We start from the raw sequence: 19271 nt of genomic DNA, 5'->3' as shown, positions 1-19271 counted from the left end.
GCATTTTCATAACTGCTCTTTTTTTGTTTATCGGTCTATGCTTATACAGCTATGTACATGAGTATATTGATAAAATCATTTGGTTATGACAATCCACTGCTATAGCTAAATGTACTTGTTCAGTTCAAGGGAATGCTAAAAGTGGGTGATTTATGGATCCGTTAACGCAGGGCGTGCTAGGCGCTTCTTTGTCACAATCGGCGAGTAAAAAACAACATTTGGTTGTTGCTGGGGTATTAGGTTTGCTCTCCGGGTTGGCACCAGATTTAGATGCATTGATTAAGTCTCAAAGTGACCCTTTATTGGCTTTGGAATTTCATCGACAATTTACCCACTCACTGTTCTTTATTCCCATTGGCAGTTTGATCTGTGCCTTGGTTCTACATCATCTGATTGCAAAAAGATGTGGGCTTTCTTTTAAACAAAATTGGCTGTTTTGTGCATTGGGATACGGTACTCATGCACTGTTAGATGCTTGTACCACTTATGGCACTCAACTGTTCTGGCCGTTCACCAACGAACGTTATGCTTGGAATACCATTTCGATTATCGACCCTGTCTATACCATTCCTATCTTAATATTGTTGGTGTTGGCGACATGGAAGCGAGCCCCTTGGTTAGCGCGTATTGCGTTTCTGTGGGCTTTGATTTATCCGACGTTAGGCATGATACAAAGGGATAGAGCAGAAGCGATAGGATGGCAATTAGCGCAAGAACGCCAACATACTCCTATTCGGTTAGAAGCCAAGCCGAGCTTTGCGAATATCTTAGTGTGGAAAGTGGTGTACGAAACAGAATCTCGATACTACGTAGATGCTGTTCGAGTCGGCACCTCCGTTAAAACTTATCCTGGAGACTCTATTGCGAAACTGAATGTGAGTCAGGATTTCCCGTGGCTCGATCCTAATTCACAGCAAGCAAAAGACATTGAACGCTTCCGTTGGTTCTCGAATGGTTATATTGCTCAGGATCCAACAGACGCTCTACGCATTATCGATGTCCGATATTCAATTGTACCTAATCAAATGAAAGCACTATGGAGCATCAAACTATCAAAAGCTGTTGATGCAAATACGTATGTAAAATACGAAACGCACAGAGACAACACGCCAGAGTCGAGACAGATCTTCTTCGGTATGCTCAATGGCGATAAATGATCTAGTTTTGAAAAGTAAAAAGGCTGAGTCAGATAATCTGCTCAGCCTTTTTATTCGTTTATGACTTAGCTACTGATAATTTTAGAGTTAATACGACCTAAAATTAGTTCTTGAGTATCAATATTCACGATACTCAAATTAATAGAAGCAGAAAGACTTGTTTCCATTGTTGGCAATTTTCTAGGTTGTTAGGATATAGGTGCCCCATTACGAAGGAGCTTTTATTGATGTAATGGGGATACTTATCATTGGCTTCAAAGTTATTCTTAAACGATACTGTAGTAAGTTGAAATATTAAGGCACTGAGTTGTTCCAATAAAAATGAAGAAAAAATACACGCGTATATCGTTAAGGACAGTGTTAGGGGGGATGTTTGTCTTTTGCACTCTCGTGACGGCCAGTGTTGCTATCCTCTTGCAATACCATTTTGCGAAAAAAACAGAGCTACAACACACCCTTACTCAATATCAAACTATTGCAACTGGCGTATCCAGCCACTTATCTAGTCTTCAAAATTTAGCTGACAACGTAACGCGGAGAGGCGCGCAATTGGTATCTCTGATCGGCGTGGATACACCGGAAGAGAGTGTCATTGTCCCTTTGTCTCAATTGCTAGTGAGAGAACCTAGCATCCACAGTATTTTTGTGGCTAAAGAAAATAACGATTTCTTCCAACTGATTAATCTTTCTTCTAAGGAAATTCGTTCACGTGTGCAGGCAAAACCCGGCGATAAGTGGTTGCTCATAGTTCACCGCGGAGTAAATCGAGAACGTAGTAAGGTGAGTATTTATTACGATGAGAATTTTATTTCACGACATATTTCAAATGAGTTCAGTAATTTTATCCCCACCCAGCGCAGTTGGTTTGAAAATGCTGAATATGATGAAACTTACAACACATCGCCTTACTTGTTTAATACGCTAAAAGTCTCAGGTGAAACTTTTTCGATCAAAGTGCCGGGTTCAAAAACTGTGGTGGGTGTGGATATCCTTCTTTCCTCTTTAGAAGCGCAATTGACTAATCGATTTGTTAAGAATAAGAAGACCTCAGAGGCTGAAGCCTTTATCTATCAAGAAAATGGGCAATTGATTGCAACGAATAAGATGGTGGATATTGAAGGGCGATTACCGCTAGTCTCACCAGTTAATTTGACCGATGAGCAGCGAATGTTAGTTGAGCAAGCTCCGGAACTAACAGTGTCAAACCAAAATAACTGGGGCCCGGTCGACTTTGCCGTGGGTGGGCGTCCAAATGGATTCGCAATAGATTTATTCAAGATGGTATCGGAAATGACAGGCTTAAAATTTAAGTTTGTGAATGGCCGTAGCTGGGATGAGTTAGTGAAAGACTTTGGTCGCGGCAATATTGACATTCTTCACTCCATTGCCGCTCAAGACGATCTTTCTAGTATTGGTGTGGTTGGTAAACCTCTATATCACGCTAAGTTTGCTTTTCTGACTAAAAAGGCAAATCAACACATCAATACCCTAGAGCAAGTAAAGCAAAGTCGAATTGGTTTGCTTAAAGGGTGGAGCATTCAAGATGATTTGAAAGAAGCTTACTCGCAAATGAGCATCATTAATTACGCTTCGTTGCACGATGCGATTGATGGTGTATTGAATGACGATATTGTTGCTGTGCTCGATATTCGACAAATTTTGAGAAACAAGATACGCGAAACGTTCCGCCAAAATTTGGTAATTAATTTGATTAAAGGGCCCAACATTCCGAACGCCTTTTATTATTTAGTTAATGAAGATCAAAGAGCTTTAGTTGAGATTATTAATCTTGCGGTCAGCGCTATTACGCCAGAGCAGAGAAAATATCTGCGTGAAAAATGGTTTAAGGGTAGTACAGCTCAATCGACCTATACTTTTGTGCCATACGAGGAACTTCTTGAATTCGCAAGAGAGCCAGCATTTGTTAACTCAGTGCGCTTGGTACCAGTCCATGGTGTAGAGAAATATGTCTATGTTGCTAAATTGACACATAAAGAGGGACGTTATTTTGCTGTTGTGATCCCTAAAGCCTACTTAATGGCAGGCGTAAATGAAACGGTAGTTTACTCAGTCGGTGCATCATTCCTTGTGCTTACTCTTTTAATTCCAATTGCGTGGGTAATGGCAAAGCCTATCTCGGAGCCAATTAATGCATTAAGAAAACAGGTCAGGTTTGTTAAAGATCGTGAGTACGAAAAAGTGCAGCGTATTCATTCCCGTATTGAAGAAATTCATCAGCTTGGTCTATCTCTGATGAGAGGTAGTCATTCGCTACAGCAATTTGAGCAGCGTCAAAATGAGTTTTTTGAGTCTGTGATTCAACTTATCGCGCGCGCGATCGATGAAAAATCTCACTATACAGCGGGCCATTGTAACCGTGTGCCAGAGATCGCTCTGATGTTGTCGGAAGCCGCCGAGAAATCCGAGCAAGGTTCGTTTAGAGGATTTGCTTTTGAAAATGACGAAGAACGACGTGAGTTTCGTATCGCGGCTTGGCTGCATGATTGTGGCAAAATTGCGACGCCAGAGTTTGTGGTCGATAAAGGCAGTAAACTAGAAACCAACTATAACCGAATCCACGAAGTTCGTATGCGCTTTGAGGTGCTTTGGCGAGATGTACAAATCCAATACTTGCTCAAAAAATTGCAAGAATTGGGCATTGATGGGCAGCCAGAACAAGTATTACAACAAGAGTTTGCGGTACTCACCGAAGAGTTTAAGTTTATTGCCACCGCTAACGTAGGGGCAGAATTCATGTCTGATCAAGATATTGCGCGTCTGCATGAACTGGCTGAGAAAGAGTGGGTGCGATACTTCGATCGCGGATTGGGTTTATCTCCATTAGAGGAAGCGCGTTATCAGTCTAAAGCGACACCGGCAGTAGAGAAATTACTGACCGATCGCCCTGAACATGTGATTGAACGTGAACAGCCGTTTTATATCGACCCTGAGTTTGGCATCAATATGAAGGTGCCCGATATTCTCTATAACCACGGTGAGTTATATAACTTAGCTGTACAGCGTGGAACATTATCGACAGAAGAACGCTTTAAGATTAATGAACACATGATAAGTGGAATCAAAATGTTGGAGAGCATCCCATTCCCGCCAGAGCTTGAGCGCGTTCCTCGTTATGCGACGACTCACCATGAGGCGATGGAAGGCTTTGGTTATCCGAGAGGCTTGACTGGGGAAGAGTTGTCGATTCCTGAACGTATTCTTGCAGTAGCTGATATTTTTGAGGCGCTAACCGCTGCCGACCGACCTTATAAGAAAGCCAAATCGCTAAGTGAGGCTATCCACATCATGTCGAAAATGGCGTTAGGCGGGCACATTGATAAAGACGTGTTTAAATTATTGCTCACTAGCGGAGCTTATCTAAGTTATGCTAAGCGCTACTTACCAGACGTACTAATTGATGATGTTGATATCGAGGGGTATGTAGACAAGCTTTCATAATCCCAAAAGATTTGTCCAGAAACGAGCCAGTAGAACATCGTTCTAACGTCTACTGGTCGCTATGCTTAACCTTTCAAATAACGACTTCTCAAGTGATCTTTGAAGTATTGCGCATTCAAAGTTTCGCCTGTTGCGCCTTTCACCAAATCATCAGTGCTTAGTAGGCTGCCTTTGCTCCAGATGTTCGACTCTAACCAAGTGAAGATAGGGGATAGGTCACCGCTTTCAATCACAGAGTTCACATCAACCGTTTTCTTCATTGAAGCCATGAACTGAGCCGCGTACATCGCACCTAATGTGTAAGATGGGAAGTAACCAAATGCGCCGTCTGTCCAGTGGATGTCTTGCATACAACCGTTAGTGAAGTTGCCTTGAGTGCTTAAACCAAGGTAAGACTGCATTTTAGTGTTCCAAAGTTCAGGAACATCAGTATGTTTGATTTTGCCGTTTATCAGGTCACGTTCGATCTCGTAACGTAAGATAACGTGTGCAGGGTAGGTCAGTTCATCGGCATCAACACGGATGAAGTCTTTCTTCACGCGAGTGTAGATCTTCTGGAAGTTTTCTTTCTCAAACTCTGAGCCTGAGAATTGCTGACCAGCTAGGTTCGCTAAGTGCCCAATGAACGGGTCGCTGCGGCCAACTTGCATCTCAAAGAATAACGATTGAGATTCATGAATACCCATGGAGCGAGCTTGACCAGCAGGTTGGCCTGCTAGGTGTTTAGGTAAGCCTTGTTCATAACGTGCGTGACCTGTTTCGTGGACGATGCCCATTAAGCTTTGAACGAATTCAGCTTCGTCATATCTGGTTGTGATGCGCACGTCGGTAGGAACACCACCACAGAAAGGGTGAACACTTTCATCTAATCGGCCGTGTTCAAAGTCAAACTGAAGTAACTTCATGACTTCTAAACCAAGCGCTTTTTGTTTTTCTGCAGCATAAAAACCGTTTGGAGCGTTAAATTGCTCGCTCGATTGCTTTTCGATCACTTCGTCAATCAGGCTTGGTAGCCATGTTTTAACATCTGCAAATAAGATGTCCAGTGAAGCAGAGCTAGTACCTGGTTCGTAGATATCCAGCATTGCATCGTAAGGTGTTAGGTTGGCTGCATCAGCACGAATTTGAGCCTCTTCTCGAGATAGCTTAACCACTTCACGCCAGTTTTTTTCGAAGCCAACCCAGTCGTTGTTTCCACGTTGACTACGCCACGCATGTTCACACTTTGAGCCCGCTAGAGACTTCGCTTGAACCAGTTTTTCTGGAAGTAGGTTAGCTTGTTGCCATTGGCGTTTTATTTCACGAAGTGATGATTGTTGATCGTTGTTCAGCGCTTCGTTTTCAGCGTTTGCGATCCAATCGCCAAGTTGTGGTTGAGTCATTAGGCCGTGAACATGAACCGAAAGCTCGGCCATCGCTTCGCTACGCGCTTGGTTACCACCAGCAGGCATCATTGAAGCTTGGTCCCAGCCACAGATAGAGGCTAGGTGTTGAAAGCGTGAACATTTTTGAGAGTGTTCGACTAGTTTTTTGAATGCGCTCATTTGACTACTCTTAATTTGGTTTCTTTAAATGATCCTTAGGGCCGCGTCAGCGTTAAGTTTCATCTCTCATGTACTTTGATTATGGCTCTGCTTTTTAATGGCGCTGACCTTCGTAGTCGAAGATATAGCGAGAAAAGCGTGAGGCGGTACGATGCCTTGAATTTACTATTTCTTAACAAATTAAACTGTACCATTGTGCACAAAATCAGTGACTTGTATAGCTGGTGGTAATTGTTGCTTGCGAAATGTGCAGATAAGCGGTATTGATGATAGATCGCTAAACAAAGATGATAATGATATGGATATTTTGAACTTTGAGGCATTTCTGATTGCCATCACTATTTTAACGTTAACGCCTGGCTTGGATACAGCATTGGTGATTCGCAATACCAGTCGCTCTGGCTTATCTGACGGTGTGATGACCAGCTTTGGTATCTGTAGCGGTCTTTATGTGCACGCCTTTTTCTCTGCAGTGGGTATCTCTGCGATTCTTGCTCAATCCGCTGAACTCTTTCAAGCCGTTAAAATGGTGGGTGCGGTTTACCTGATTTGGCTTGGTTTAAGCAGTTTACGCGCCTTAATGAAAAATGGTGGCGGGCTGAAGGTTGGCGAGCAAACTCATCAAGCCTACAGCGCAAAACGTTCTATGCGTGAAGGTTTCTTATCTAATGTGCTTAACCCGAAAACAGCGGTTTTCTATTTGGCTTTTTTGCCTCAGTTCGTAAACCCTGAAGGTTCGCCGTTATTACAATCTATGTTGATGGCTTCGGTACACTTCATGATTGCTATGCTGTGGCAATGTGGCTTGGCTGGTGCACTTAACTCGGCTAAAAATTTGCTAAAGAATGCGAGCTTTATGAAGTGGATGGAAGGTGTGACTGGCATAGTGCTGGTGGGGCTGGGCATTAAGCTTCTCATGGAAAAGCCGGTTTAGGTATTTCTGGTTCGTGATGAACGTATTAAAGCCCACGCTAGGTTATTGTGACCAAATTAGCGTGGGCTTTATCGTATTACGGGGTAAGCGTTCTGTTATCGTGTATCTACACTATATTAGTCAGCTAGACGAACGTTGAACTCAGCCCCTTCAAAGCCTAGGTCGCTCAGTTCTTGAGCATCAAAGTTGGTCGTTACATCAATGTTACCAAGCTGTTCAGTTATTTGGTTTTCGCCGTCAATACTGCTTTCAGAACGTAGACCACCTGCATTCAGCGGTTTAGCTTGGCCAATTTCGATTGTACCAGCGTATTGAGATTCTGCGTAAAAATCACCCGATACGTAAGAGTGGAAGGGACGTAAGCTTCCGCCTGTTGCGTATTGCATGTTAGATAAGCCTGCTTCTTTAATTGCCCAGCCCCAGTCCCACCATTTTGATTCGCCAGGAATGTAGCGGTGGTCCCACTGGTAACGAATGTCAGCGGAGTGATCGCTCGTACGACCCATAGTGAACGTATGTCCGATAGTAGGGCGGTTGTCCGGGTGCGTATGCCATGCGTTGCCACTCCAGCGAAGGAAACCATAGAATTCAACGTCGTAAGCAATATCGGCGTTAAATTGGTATGGGTACGAGATAGTTGAACGGTACAGCTCGACTTTAATTGGGATCTCAGAGTGAGCAGGAACCATCGGACGAGCTTGAAGCGTTACCGTCTCACTTGAAGAGCCGCCATTCGTTTTTGCGAAGCTTTGATTCGCTTCAAATTTGATGGTGAGCTTGGTATCACCAACTAAAGGCCATTTGAACGTATTCTCAGTAGAAACGCTTTCAGAAAAACCGTAGCTGTTTGTTTTTGACCAGTTTGTAGACTCATCTACTTTTAAGTCAACGACAACTTGCTGTGCAATATCACTATAGTTTCTAGCGGTTGCGTGAACTGTTTTTATGAGTTCGCGATCTGACTCTGTCACCTCACCGTGCGAGAAGTTGTCATCGTTAACAGTGTAGGTAAAATTATCAACGATGATTTGTGTTTTATTACCACAGTGATACCCACTACAAGAGCCGTTGTTGTTTCCTTGAATTACCCAACGATCGCCGGAACGATCTATGACCATATCTTCGCCGACATAAGGGCTGTTATTGCCGCCAACCCAAGCGTACCCGAGGAAATGAGCCAAGTAACTTAGAGGACGTATAAAGTCTTGGCGATCAGTGACTAGGCCATACTCAACATCAATTTCATCGCCTTCTGGCACCGATTTAGCTGGGTAGTTTGGAATTTCTGATTGGTAGTCATTCGGGTAGCAGAAGGTTTTATCGTTTGGCGTATCTTGTTTGATTAGCCCGTAATAACCCGGCCCCATAATTACCCAGTTGTCTTTAAGGCCAACAATATCCCAAGTGCCCATGCGCGGTAGTAGTGAGTTTTTATGCTCTTCTGCTTCAAAGCGGTCTAACGGGCGATAACCTGAGCGACAAACATCATCGCCTAAATTGTCACGCACGATTTGATCTGGGTATATTTTCGCGTTTACTCCGGTCGATAGTACAGACAACACTGCCGCTGCCAAGATACTTTTATTTTTACTGATCACTAATAATCCCCTCATTTTCTTTTTTATATTGGTAATTCTGTTTTGCCTTGCTTACACAGGACCATTTCACTTTTTCATAATGATAAAAATAACGATACTGAAAATGATTGAATAAATTTGTTCTTATAAATGCATATTTCGGAGCATTCCGATCAGTCATTTCGGGATTATCCGATCACCCATTTCGGTTTAAACCGATCACTGATTCCGCGATTATCCGATCACTTTTAGCCTAACTCCGAAATCGGTGATCGGAATAGCGAAAACCGCGATCGGAATGCCCGAAATCCTTCCTTTTTCTCTTTTAAATCAATAGCTCGCTATTCTTTACTTCATAAACAAGAACGTAAGGAAGCGACAATGGCCAAAAAGAGAACTCCAATGAACAAAATCAAAGAGGTATTACGCCTTAAGTACGACTGCGGTCTCTCCAATCGTGGTATCGCTTCTTGCCTGAAACTCGGCCCGTCCACCATATCGGAACTCCTTACTCGCTTTAAACAAAGCCAACTTGGCTGGCCTCTACCCGAAAGTTGCAGCGATGCTGATCTCACGCAAGCGCTGTATCACGGCAAGAAAGCCAGTCGCGATAAAGTCATGCCAGACTTCACTCAATACGCAGTCGAACTCAGACGTAAAGGTATGACAAAGATGTTGTTGTGGCAGGAATACCATGAGCAATATCAAGAACAAGCTTACGCTTACACTCAGTTCTGCGAGCACTTCACTCGTTGGTTCAAAACCCAAAAGCGCAGCATGCGCCAGCTCCATGTGGCAGGTGACAAGCTGTTTATCGATTACTGTGGGCCTCGGCTTCAAGTGGTCAACCCTGATACAGGTGAAGTGCGCGAAGCAGAAGTGTTCGTGGCGACCTTAGGTGCGTCCAATTACACCTATGTTGAAGCCTTCCCGAGTCAAGGTAAGTCTTACTGGTTAGAGGCGCATGCCAATGCGTTCGAGCACTTCGGTGGTGTACCACAGCTCTTGATTCCCGATAATCTACGTAGCGCGGTCACCAAAGCCAATCGTTATGAGCCGAGACTTAACGACAGTTATCAAAAACTGGCGAATCACTATCAAACCGCAGTGATGCCAGCTCGCCCTTACAAACCGAAAGACAAAGCCAAGGCAGAGAATGCCGTGCTCCTAGTGGAACGCTGGATCATGATGCGACTACGACATCAAACCTTCCATACCTTCAAAGAGCTAAACCTTGCCATCCGTGAGCTTATGAATGACTTAAACGAACGTGAGATGAAACAGTATGGTGCGAGCCGCAAAGCGCTGTTCGACAAACTCGATAAGCCAGCGTTAAAGCCGCTACCTAAGCAGCGATACCTCTATACCGAAACCAAGCGAGCCAAGGTTGGGCCTGATTATCACATCGAATATCGCCGCCACTACTACTCGGTGCCACATCAACTTGTTGGTCACCATGTCGAACTGGAAGCCTCCAACCGTCTGGTGCAGATCTACCATCAAGGTAACTTGGTAGCCCAGCATCCACGCAGCCAAAGAGAGCGCGGAAACAGCACCCAACCAGAGCACATGCCGAGTAATCATCAACATCAGAAGTGGTCGCCTGGACGCCTGCTCAACTGGGGAGCCAATATCGGCCCAGCCACACGAGAAGTCGTCAATAAGATGCTCTACTCCAAGCCTCATCCAGAGCAGTCGTATCGCTCCTGTCTTGGGCTGCTCAATCTGAGTAAAGCGCATGGCGAGTCGCGCTTAGAGCAAGCCTGTAAAGATACGCTGATGCTGACAAAACCGAACTACACCTTCATCAACAATCTACTGAAGAACAATCGTGAAGGACAACTGAGCAAAGACAACACGAGCACGCCGAACCTTGTTCATAGCAATGTCCGTGGCCCGAACTGTTATCACTAGGAGAAATACAAATGAACGCACTGAACGACCAACTCAAAACCCTCCGCTTGAGCCATGCAGTGAAAGCGTTAGAGCAGCAACAAGAACAACTGAGCACCTACGCAGAGCTGGACTTCGAGGAAAGGCTAAGCCTACTTCTGGAAAGTGAAATCTTGAATCGCAATCAGACAAAAATCCAACGCTTAAAACGACAAGCCAAACTGAGAGTGGATGCTCAGCCGAGCCAACTCATCTACAAGGAGGGACGAAATCTCAATCGTAAACAGATGAGCGAACTTCTAACGGGCAGTTATCTACATAAGCACCAGAATATCTTGATCACAGGCCCAACAGGTGCTGGCAAAACGTATCTTGGCTGCGCACTGGCAACCAGTGCCTGCGACCAACAACACACGGTCAGATACTACCGATTAACTCGCCTGCTTGATGACCTGACCGCAGGTCGTCTGGATGGTAGCTATCAAAAGCAACTTCAATCGTTGGCTAAGAAAGCTCTACTAATCCTCGACGACTGGGGGATGGAAAAGCTAACCCAAGAGCATGCAGGTCACTTATTAGAAGTGCTTGAAGATCGTTACCAAAACAGCAGCACGATCGTCATCAGTCAGTTACCTGTAAAGGAGTGGTACAACATGATCGGTAACGCCACTGTCGCAGACGCTCTAATGGATCGGCTGGTACACAATAGTCATCGAATAGAACTAGGAGGTGAGTCGATGAGAAAACTGGCGTAATCCGATCACTTAGAGTAAAAATAGGAAGAGAGAAAAACGGCAGGATCAAGTGATCGGAATAAACCGAAACGAGCGATCGCAATCACCGAAATACGCATATAAATCAATACCTTGTAATAATTCTATTAATATTTTATGAAATTTTGATGCAACGAAGAGAGATTTCCTCGGCGCACTTCATAATGAATTTAGAAAAATGAAACTTTTTTAGGATTCGATGTACGTTAATGTGGTTTTGACGTTAAAGATGTTTCCGTGATTTACCATGGATTACCAAATAATAAGCGTCGTTGTAAATGACGGGTCGGCATGAGGGATGAGAATGAACGATGGGCGTTATTGAATCGATAATTATTCTCAAACATATCATTTGGAAATAATATTAAGTCGTTTCTATGGGTATTCAATTGGGACTAATAATGAGATCTTACTTCAATTATTTTGTGAGACCGTATTATGAAGTGACGATGTATGTCTAATCGATAAAGCTTAATATAGAGACTTTTTCAATTATGAGACGTGTTAGTTTTAAGGATGGAAAGTTAGATAAATAAGGGGTAGAAGAGGGGAGGATTTCGAACTGAGTCGAAATCCATTTTAATAAAATATGGTTTGAAGAGAATTTACTATGGGTTAACCGTAGAAGTCAGCGTTTGGCTAAAAGCTGGGTACGTCCTGTATTGCAACTCCGAATAATGGCAAATGCTTCATTGGTGCTTAAAATATCAATATTCAACGTTAGTGGATCATTGTTCAACAAAAGGTATGGCGATAACAAGTTGTCATTCATTGCCTCATTTATCTTTTGTACAGACAGTAAGTCTATCGTGCCAGCAATCGCAAAACTGAATGACTTAGAGTATCCCACATTTCCCTGGAAGCGAAGAACGATAGGGTTTGGTATTTTGTCGTCTTGAATGGAGACGATATGCAGTACTTTGTTGTCCCTAATTTTAGTGAACCCATCGCTTCGCAATACGTTATCTTCAGCGAGTAAATCGATCATACTATGTTGGTAACTGTGATCTTCAAGTTTGTGAGAATCAGGAATACTCCATACGCTTGCAAACAAGATTAGTGCGGAGAAGACGGCAATAAATGGCATCATAATGACCCCTTTTCTAGGAATAGCTCAATCTCTTTACTGGCTTTGTCCAGTTGTGATGGGTTGTAAAAAATATTCACTGATTTACGAGTCACTTTATTGAGTATCGCAAGTTCAGAATAGCCAGGTTCTTCGCTGATGTAAGCAATACAGTCACATTGATACTTGTTAAGAATCCTTTTCAACTCTGGGGTTAGGGTCATTTGAGGGTCTTGATATATCTGTAGTTGACCTATCCAATACTCGGTCAGACGATCAGAAGGTTTGACTTCATGGAGACTCTTGTCGTGAAATTTACTGAATGCCAATGCGATTGATGCTGCTAGCAGCACGCTAGCAGTAAAATAGCACACAAGATTCTTTGAATAGGCAATTTTACGATAGACGGACAGTGCTTGGGTTCCGTTGTGCTTTTCGCCTGAGGTCGCCTTAACTTCGCTGTCAGGTAAAGGCAACGGCGGAGTTGTATCTTCAGGCGCAGTAATGCTTGTATCGTCCACAGTAGATTCGATACAAACACAATGGTCTATGAGGCGGTAACCGACCTTTGGAACTGTCACTATTGGTGAATCTTTAGTCCCAAGCTTAACGAACTTTTGCCGCAGCAAGCTGATACTTTTCGCGAGAGAAGTATCCCCTATGAATTCGTTACCCCAAGCGTAGTTAATAATATCTTGCTTACTCACAATATCGGGCGCGTGTTTAAGAAGAAGCTCTAAGACTCGTGTTTCTCGATATCCAATTTTAATGGAACGATCGTCGTTATAAATACGATTTGTTATAGGGTCAAATTTGATCATATAGCCAACGTTTTATTTTTATTATAATTATCTCAACAATGTTAGCGACTATAAACTGACTTATATATGAATAAAAGCCACATGTTGCTTTTTCTTGAATTTTTTTGGTTTCTTGAAAATACATAATATTTAACAATCATTAAATATAAGTAATGACTAATTAAGCTTTCGTTTTATTAGTGCGAGTTGCTATTTAAAAGGTCTTATAATATTTGGGGTAATTGTTTTAAGTAATCTTTTAGTTAATTAAATTTTTTATTTACTTAGGTAATAAAAAGCCCACATTTGATTGTGGGCTTTGGCTTTTATTTTGCAATTTATGTCGATTAGGCTTTTACAGTTTTATAATCACTAGAAGAAGATAATGGTTTGAAAAACAGCTTAGTTTCTTCGATAACGACGTGGCGTAGCAAGATAAGGCCGATTAGGTTTGGAATTGCCATCAGGCCGTTCACGATATCTGCCATTATCCAGATCATGTCGAGCTTCAAGAATGCACCAGAAGCCACCAACGCAATGAAGATAATCTTGTAAGGTAGGACTGCTTTAGTTCCTAGCAAGAAAACAACACAGCGCTCGCCGTAGTAGTTCCAACCTAAAATCGTAGTAAACGCAAAAAAGATTAGACCAACAGAAACCAGCATAGGGCCGAGCGTGTCTGCATTCAGACCAATAGCAAATGCATGAGTGGTCATTGCAGCACCAGAAAGGTCAGTCTGCCAAGCACCGGTTAAGATAAGCGCCAAACCTGTCATCGTACAAATAATGATGGTGTCGAAGAAGGTACCTGTCATAGAGACAAGACCTTGCTTCACACATGAATCTGTTTTTGCAGCCGCCGCAGCCATGGGTGCGCTACCTAGACCAGATTCATTAGAGAATACACCACGAGCAATACCCGATTGAATAGCAAGCATGATGCTCGCACCAAAGAAACCGCCTGTTGCTGCTGTGTTGGTAAACGCAGAGGTAACAACAAGGGTAATGGCATTCAGTAGTTGGTCTGCATTTGAAACCAGAACGCTCAAACACGCAACGATGTACATAACCGCCATGGTCGGAACCACTTTTCCTGCCACCTTAGCGATAGATTGAATACCACCAAGCGTTACCACTGCCACCAAGATTGTTAAAACGATTGCCGACATTTCACGTGGAGCGCCAAATGAGATTTCAGTTGCGTCCAAGATCGCGTTAACTTGTGGGAAGGTACCGATACCGAAGCAAGCAACGCCGAGTGCGAAGACAGCGAACATTACCGCCAAAATTCTTGAGCCAACACCGTATTGAAGGTAGTACATAGGGCCGCCAACCATTTCGCCATTGCTATCGGTTCTGCGGTACTTAACGGCAAGTAGACATTCTGCGTATTTTGTCGCCATGCCAAATACAGCGGCAAGCCACATCCAGAATAGGGCACCAGGGCCACCAATCTTGATTGCGGTCGCTACACCAACGATGTTACCAGTACCAATGGTCGCTGAAAGCGCGGTACATAAAGCGGCAAAACTTGATACGTCACCCGTACCGGATTTGTCTTTGCTGAATACCATTTTTAGCGCGGTTGGGAGGTGTCTAAACTGGAGTAAGCCTAAGCGAAAAGTAAAGTAGATACCTGTACCCACTAGCAGAATAAGCAGTGGTGGTCCCCAAACGAATTGGTTGATGGTTTGTAGTGTAGCTTGTAGGTGGTTCATAGATTCCCCTTAATAAATTAAAAAATTTAAGGAGAAGAGGGAAGGCAGTGCAGATCACAGGGATCGGTAGCACTACTTAATACATACGGATTTCTAGGTAGAATTCTTTTGTTAATTAAGGCTTGTTGCTTTCCACTCCTCTGTCCTTTTGCCTGAGAGTTTCACTTAGCGAATCACTTACAGATAAGTAACGGGCACTAAGCTTGCTCCTTCGGCGACCGATCTAACGGTTCTCTCCAGAGGTTCCTCCAACGACAGTCCTCACTTTTCTGGATTTCTCCAGCATAAAGCACCTGAAAGATTTACTTCTTCGGCGGGTCAATCTAACTAAATGTTAAAGTTTAGTTAAAAACCACTCTCCTGCAGTCTTCATCGGAACAATTACCTAAATGCTTAGGTAATCTGTAGGCGTATCCTAAATCATATAAAATGTGATGTCAGCTACAAAATATCTGTTTGCACAAATGTTGTTCAACTAAATGATCAAACAACGCGACTCTGACGTAACTTGCTTATTTAAATGGTATAAAATAGGGAAACAAGGAGGATTTATGACTCGACTAATAGCGATTGTTTTTTTGTTGGCGTTGGCATTTGTACTGTTTCGTTATCGGACGAATGAAAAAGTACAAAAATGGGTAGTGATAGTTATCGTTAGCAGCTTCCTTTTGTATACTGCCAGCTTGATGATTTCGGAGTTAACTCGTTAAACCGTCTGTGAGCAGATGGGATGAACGTGTTACTAAAGCTCAAGCACTTGTGATTTGAGCGATAGGTTTAACTGAACCTACAAAATCAGTATTGGTATTAGTGCCAGTGACCGCGTAACGTTAAACATATTTTTGGGAGTACCCGCTAGTGAACCAGCAATCTGGACAAAGCGAACAAGATGAAGTGGTTGTTATTGAAGAACGCGATAAGCGCAGTCAGCTCTATATCGGCATTGCTGCGGTTATAGGTTTAGCACTGGGTGGCTTAATCGGTTCGACAGTGACGGCTTCTAAGTGGGAGTCCACTTATCAGGTACTCGAAGCTCGTTATCAAGAATTGAGTGAAAGCAAAACACAGTTGGTGTCTTCTGTTGAAGCTAAAGTGGCGAAAGTTGATACAGAAATTGATGCTAAGGTTGAAGCGGCTTTGGCCGAGCAAGCAGAAGCGCATCAAAAAGAGCTTCAAGAGTTAGCCAAGCAGTCTGCCGTGTTAGAGAAAGCGAACTATTCGTTAGAGCAGCAGTTAAACGAGCAGAAACAGACATTAGATAAAACAGAGCAAGATAATCAAAAGCTAAACCGTCAGGCGGATATGCAGTCGACTTTGTTTGAACGCTCTCGCGAACTGTTCCGTAAAGAATTACAAATATCTCAAGAGCTAGAAAAGCTAGAGAAAGAAAGAGACGAAATCGAACAGAATCTTGGTTCACTTAAGAAAGCGTGTGATGTGTTCTTAGACGGCACTTCATGGGATGCAAAATCTGACGCATGTGAGAAGCAAGATAACGCGAACTCTCGCCTAAGTGACATCAGACAAATGATCGAAGTCCACACCATGGATCTCAAGCAAATCAAAACGCTAACCGAAGAGATGGGTTTATAAGCTCAAACCTTTAATTCATTCGTCTTTAGCAGTAGCAATTCAAACGCCCACATCATGAAAATGGTGTGGGCGTTTTTCGTTCCAGATGGCTTATTTCTTCTGTTTCAGTTTTGCAGAATGGTTCATAACCGTTTTCACACTATTACCAAGCTATTCGTGATTAGAGCCGCAAAATATTTTTAATATGTGATTAATTGAATATTTGGTGACTTTGCACGCGTATTTATAGGGTTGATAAACAGCATAATAGCGGTGTTCTAGGATGAACATGCGGTCTGTTGTCATTCTTTGATTAGACCATCTCAATGGACAGGGATAAACCATGAATGAATATCTGTGTGAGAATTGCACCGTAGCTTATTGTTTTGACGACTGTAATTCGCCATTAACGAAACCATATGTGATTGAAGTAGAAGAGGTGGTGGACCGTATAAAAGTATGCCGAAATCCTAAGCAGCGTGAACAAGAAAATTTAGGTACAAAAAATCCCCACAAGCAAAACTGGTAGGGATTTTGACTAAGCCATTGTTCTGTTCTCGCTTTCTCAAGCAAAGGGTATCGCCAAGACTTTTAGAACAGTGTTAATTAGCGAGTGATTACTTTTCGTAGGTTTTGATTTCACCTGATTTCACACGAGCAACGAATGATTGCAGCTCTTTCTTAACAACAGGCATCAAGAAGTATAGACCTAGGATGTTAAAGATAGACATCGCAAAGATAGCTGCATCAGAGAAGTCGATTACCGCACCAAATTGGATTGTTGCACCAATCACAACGAACACACAGAACATCACTTTGAAAACCAGTTCCGTAGCCTTTCCTTCACCGAATAGGTAAGTCCATGCTTTAAGACCGTAGTACGACCAAGAAATCATAGTAGAAAATGCAAACATGATAACGGCTAGTGCTAAGGTGTATTTGAAGAAACCTGCAGTTTCAGTAAACGACGCCGCAGTTAGAGTTACACCTGTTAAACCTGAACCATCGAATGGACCTGTGTTTAGGCCAGCGATAGTGATAACCAATGCTGTCATCGTACAAATGATTACGGTATCAACGAACGGTTCTAGTAGTGACACTAGGCCTTCAGTAATTGGCTCTTTTGTTTTTACTGCTGAGTGAGCAATTGCCGCAGAACCAACACCTGCCTCGTTCGAGAAGGTTGCACGCTTCAAGCCTTGAATTAACGCACCAATGAATCCACCAACAACACCTTCGCCAGTAAATGCACCTGTAAAGATTGCGCTGAAAGCAGGGCCAACTTGATCAAGGTTAGAACCGATAACAACTACAGCCATACCGATATATAGCGCAGCCATCCAAGGAACCACTTTTTCTGTTACCGATGCAATAGAAGGCATACCACCAACAATCACAGAGAAAACTAAAGCAGCTAGTACAAGGCCAGTGATAACACCGTACTCACTTGGGATATCAAAGGCATACGTTAGCATTGCATGAGCTTGGTTAGCTTGGAACATGTTACCGCCACCAAGTGAACCCAAGATACACATCAGTGCAAAGCCGATCGCAAGTGCTTTACCCAGTCCACCCAATCCGCGCTCACCTAGGCCTTGGCTCAGGTAGTACATTGGACCACCCGAAACCACACCTGACGGTAAGATAGTTCGGTATTTCACACCCAACGTACACTCACAGAATTTTGAAGCCATACCAAGAAGGCCACACAAAATCATCCAGAATGTTGCACCAGGGCCACCAATGGCGAGTGCAGCACCTACACCTGCGATGTTACCAAGACCGACGGTTCCAGAAAGGGCAGTAGTTAAAGCTTGAAAATGGGAAACTTCGCCGTCTTCTTTTGAGTTAGGGTCTGTGTACTTGCCTCTAATGATATCTACAGCCATACCGACTCGCTTAAATTGGACGAAGCCAAAGTAAACAGTAAAGATCAACGCAGCGAGTAATAACCAGCCAACAATAATAGGGAAGTTGGCTTCGCCAACCGGTACACTTTTAAATATGAGTCCAACGAACCATCCTGTGTAGTCGTTGAAAAATCCATCAACACTTTTGCTTAAGTTACTGATAGCTTGATTAAATGATCCATCTTCTGCAAATGCACTGGAACTAAACAATAATATAAACCCAAAAAATAATTCTCTTATGTTTTTCATGGTTTTCCCTGTCTTTTTATTAATTTATGTTTGCTTATGTTGTGTTTGTCTTATATTTCAATAGCTTATTTATTTCTTCGATAGCGACAAAATGCTCTGTAGCCAAGTCGAAATGCGAGATAAATATCACTACTAATCACGTTTTATATGGAGATCCTTTTGGCACGTGAACCAACAAGACTATGATATTCGGCTTACCACGTCTTATTGATAACCCTATACATAAAACTAATGCCGTCAAAGAAATTTTTACAATAAATTTACAATAATTCGTGTTTTGTCGTCTTTTGGGTATAAGTCGATGATTTTTGAGTTTGAAAAAGCATATAGATTGGCGGTTAAATTGATAGCTAAAATAGATGAGCTTTGATGTAACGCTTGTTTTTGGGAGGCTTTGAAAAGTCTCTTACAAGGGAAGGAGCAAGTCGGGGGGATTAAAAAAGGTTCATCGCGGCTTTCCGGGGAAAGCCGCTTTTATCTTCAAGAAGAAGTAGTCTGTATCTCGATACCCATACCCCATTCGCTTGATTAGCTTTATCTTGTTGTTTATCCCTTCCAATGTGCAGGTGTTGAGCGGATAACTTGCCGATGCGAGAATGCCGTGAAGATAAGGACTCAG

General features: G+C 42.9%; 14 protein-coding genes and 1 riboswitch. Of the genes, 7 read left to right on the top strand and 7 right to left on the bottom strand.

Annotation, left to right across the window (positions count from 1 at the left end; genetic code table 11):
* Positions 1-152: 152 nt before the first annotated feature.
* Both F0251_RS08570 and F0251_RS08565 read left to right on the top strand, forming a co-directional pair.
* The gene (locus tag F0251_RS08570; protein WP_105057220.1) at positions 153-1157 is read left to right on the top strand and encodes a metal-dependent hydrolase; all 1005 of its coding nucleotides are present in this window, start codon (positions 153-155) and stop codon (positions 1155-1157) included.
* A 369-nt stretch (positions 1158-1526) separates the two neighbouring features.
* The gene (locus F0251_RS08565) at positions 1527-4616 is read left to right on the top strand and encodes an HD domain-containing phosphohydrolase (protein WP_171730793.1); all 3090 of its coding nucleotides are present in this window, start codon (positions 1527-1529) and stop codon (positions 4614-4616) included.
* 65 nt (positions 4617-4681) lie between these two features.
* On the opposite strand, the gene F0251_RS08560 is transcribed toward F0251_RS08565, so the two are convergent.
* A complete protein-coding gene (locus tag F0251_RS08560; protein WP_171730792.1) occupies positions 4682-6160 on the bottom strand; it encodes a carboxypeptidase M32 in 1479 nt (492 codons plus the stop codon).
* A 298-nt stretch (positions 6161-6458) separates the two neighbouring features.
* Between F0251_RS08560 and F0251_RS08555 the strand changes: the two genes are divergently transcribed.
* Entirely contained in the window at positions 6459-7094 is a 636-nt protein-coding gene (locus tag F0251_RS08555) for a LysE family translocator (RefSeq protein ID WP_061032647.1), read from the top strand.
* A gap of 116 nt (positions 7095-7210) precedes the next feature.
* Here F0251_RS08555 and F0251_RS08550 read toward each other — a convergent pair whose 3' ends face one another.
* Positions 7211-8692: an aerolysin family beta-barrel pore-forming toxin gene (locus F0251_RS08550; protein WP_061032646.1), complete on the bottom strand. Its 1482-nt coding sequence runs from the start codon at positions 8690-8692 to the stop codon at positions 7211-7213.
* Between the two features lie 360 nt (positions 8693-9052).
* Here F0251_RS08550 and istA point away from each other — a divergent pair, with 360 nt between their 5' ends.
* Positions 9053-10585 (top strand): IS21 family transposase, encoded by a 1533-nt coding sequence (gene istA / locus F0251_RS08545; protein ID WP_171730791.1) that lies wholly within the window; start codon positions 9053-9055, stop codon positions 10583-10585.
* An 11-nt stretch (positions 10586-10596) separates the two neighbouring features.
* Entirely contained in the window at positions 10597-11319 is a 723-nt protein-coding gene (gene istB / locus F0251_RS08540; RefSeq protein WP_171730790.1) for an IS21-like element ISVch3 family helper ATPase IstB, read from the top strand.
* 646 nt (positions 11320-11965) lie between these two features.
* Here istB and F0251_RS08535 read toward each other — a convergent pair.
* From F0251_RS08535 to F0251_RS08525, 3 genes are all read right to left on the bottom strand, one after another.
* Positions 11966-12427 carry a hypothetical protein gene (locus F0251_RS08535; protein ID WP_061032645.1) on the bottom strand — a complete coding sequence of 154 codons (462 nt, stop codon included), beginning with the start codon at positions 12425-12427 and terminating at the stop codon, positions 11966-11968.
* On the bottom strand, positions 12424-13224 hold the full coding sequence (locus F0251_RS08530; protein WP_061032644.1) for a winged helix-turn-helix domain-containing protein: 801 nt from the start codon (positions 13222-13224) through the stop codon (positions 12424-12426). The genes F0251_RS08535 and F0251_RS08530 overlap by 4 nt, the downstream gene beginning before the upstream one ends.
* 326 nt (positions 13225-13550) lie before the next feature.
* Positions 13551-14921, bottom strand: coding sequence for a sodium:alanine symporter family protein (locus tag F0251_RS08525; protein ID WP_171730789.1), 1371 nt, complete (start codon positions 14919-14921; stop codon positions 13551-13553).
* 130 nt (positions 14922-15051) lie between these two features.
* Positions 15052-15171, bottom strand: a riboswitch (glycine riboswitch).
* A 608-nt stretch (positions 15172-15779) separates the two neighbouring features.
* On the opposite strand from F0251_RS08525, the gene F0251_RS08520 reads away from it, so the two are divergent.
* A complete protein-coding gene (locus F0251_RS08520; RefSeq protein ID WP_061034340.1) occupies positions 15780-16514 on the top strand; it encodes a hypothetical protein in 735 nt (244 codons plus the stop codon).
* 322 nt (positions 16515-16836) lie between these two features.
* Entirely contained in the window at positions 16837-17022 is a 186-nt protein-coding gene (locus F0251_RS08515) for a hypothetical protein (protein WP_171730788.1), read from the top strand.
* A gap of 88 nt (positions 17023-17110) precedes the next feature.
* Here the strand turns inward: F0251_RS08515 and F0251_RS08510 are convergent, their stop codons facing one another.
* Both F0251_RS08510 and F0251_RS08505 read right to left on the bottom strand, forming a co-directional pair.
* Positions 17111-18652 carry a sodium:alanine symporter family protein gene (locus F0251_RS08510; RefSeq protein ID WP_061034339.1) on the bottom strand — a complete coding sequence of 514 codons (1542 nt, stop codon included), beginning with the start codon at positions 18650-18652 and terminating at the stop codon, positions 17111-17113.
* A 445-nt stretch (positions 18653-19097) separates the two neighbouring features.
* Positions 19098-19271: transposase (locus F0251_RS08505; protein ID WP_171730787.1), on the bottom strand; the 174-nt coding region annotated here is incomplete at its 5' end.

The organism is Vibrio sp. 070316B (assembly GCF_013114115.1).
Classification (GTDB): domain Bacteria; phylum Pseudomonadota; class Gammaproteobacteria; order Enterobacterales; family Vibrionaceae; genus Vibrio; species Vibrio chagasii_B.
Note: the sequence above shows the minus strand (reverse complement) of the source record. Positions and strands in the feature narration are given on the sequence as shown.

What these genes read in the sequence shown, in the direction of transcription:
- F0251_RS08570 (WP_105057220.1), top strand. Translation starts at nt 153, where the DNA reads ATGGATCCGTTAACGCAGGGCGTGCTAGGCGCTTCTTTGTCACAATCG.
- F0251_RS08565 (WP_171730793.1), top strand. Translation starts at nt 1,527, where the DNA reads ATGTTTGTCTTTTGCACTCTCGTGACGGCCAGTGTTGCTATCCTCTTG.
- F0251_RS08560 (WP_171730792.1), bottom strand. Translation starts at nt 6,160, where the DNA reads ATGAGCGCATTCAAAAAACTAGTCGAACACTCTCAAAAATGTTCACGC.
- F0251_RS08555 (WP_061032647.1), top strand. Translation starts at nt 6,459, where the DNA reads ATGGATATTTTGAACTTTGAGGCATTTCTGATTGCCATCACTATTTTA.
- istA (WP_171730791.1), top strand. Translation starts at nt 9,053, where the DNA reads ATGGCCAAAAAGAGAACTCCAATGAACAAAATCAAAGAGGTATTACGC.
- istB (WP_171730790.1), top strand. Translation starts at nt 10,597, where the DNA reads ATGAACGCACTGAACGACCAACTCAAAACCCTCCGCTTGAGCCATGCA.
- F0251_RS08535 (WP_061032645.1), bottom strand. Translation starts at nt 12,427, where the DNA reads ATGATGCCATTTATTGCCGTCTTCTCCGCACTAATCTTGTTTGCAAGC.
- F0251_RS08530 (WP_061032644.1), bottom strand. Translation starts at nt 13,224, where the DNA reads ATGATCAAATTTGACCCTATAACAAATCGTATTTATAACGACGATCGT.
- F0251_RS08525 (WP_171730789.1), bottom strand. Translation starts at nt 14,921, where the DNA reads ATGAACCACCTACAAGCTACACTACAAACCATCAACCAATTCGTTTGG.
- F0251_RS08515 (WP_171730788.1), top strand. Translation starts at nt 16,837, where the DNA reads ATGAATGAATATCTGTGTGAGAATTGCACCGTAGCTTATTGTTTTGAC.
- F0251_RS08510 (WP_061034339.1), bottom strand. Translation starts at nt 18,652, where the DNA reads ATGAAAAACATAAGAGAATTATTTTTTGGGTTTATATTATTGTTTAGT.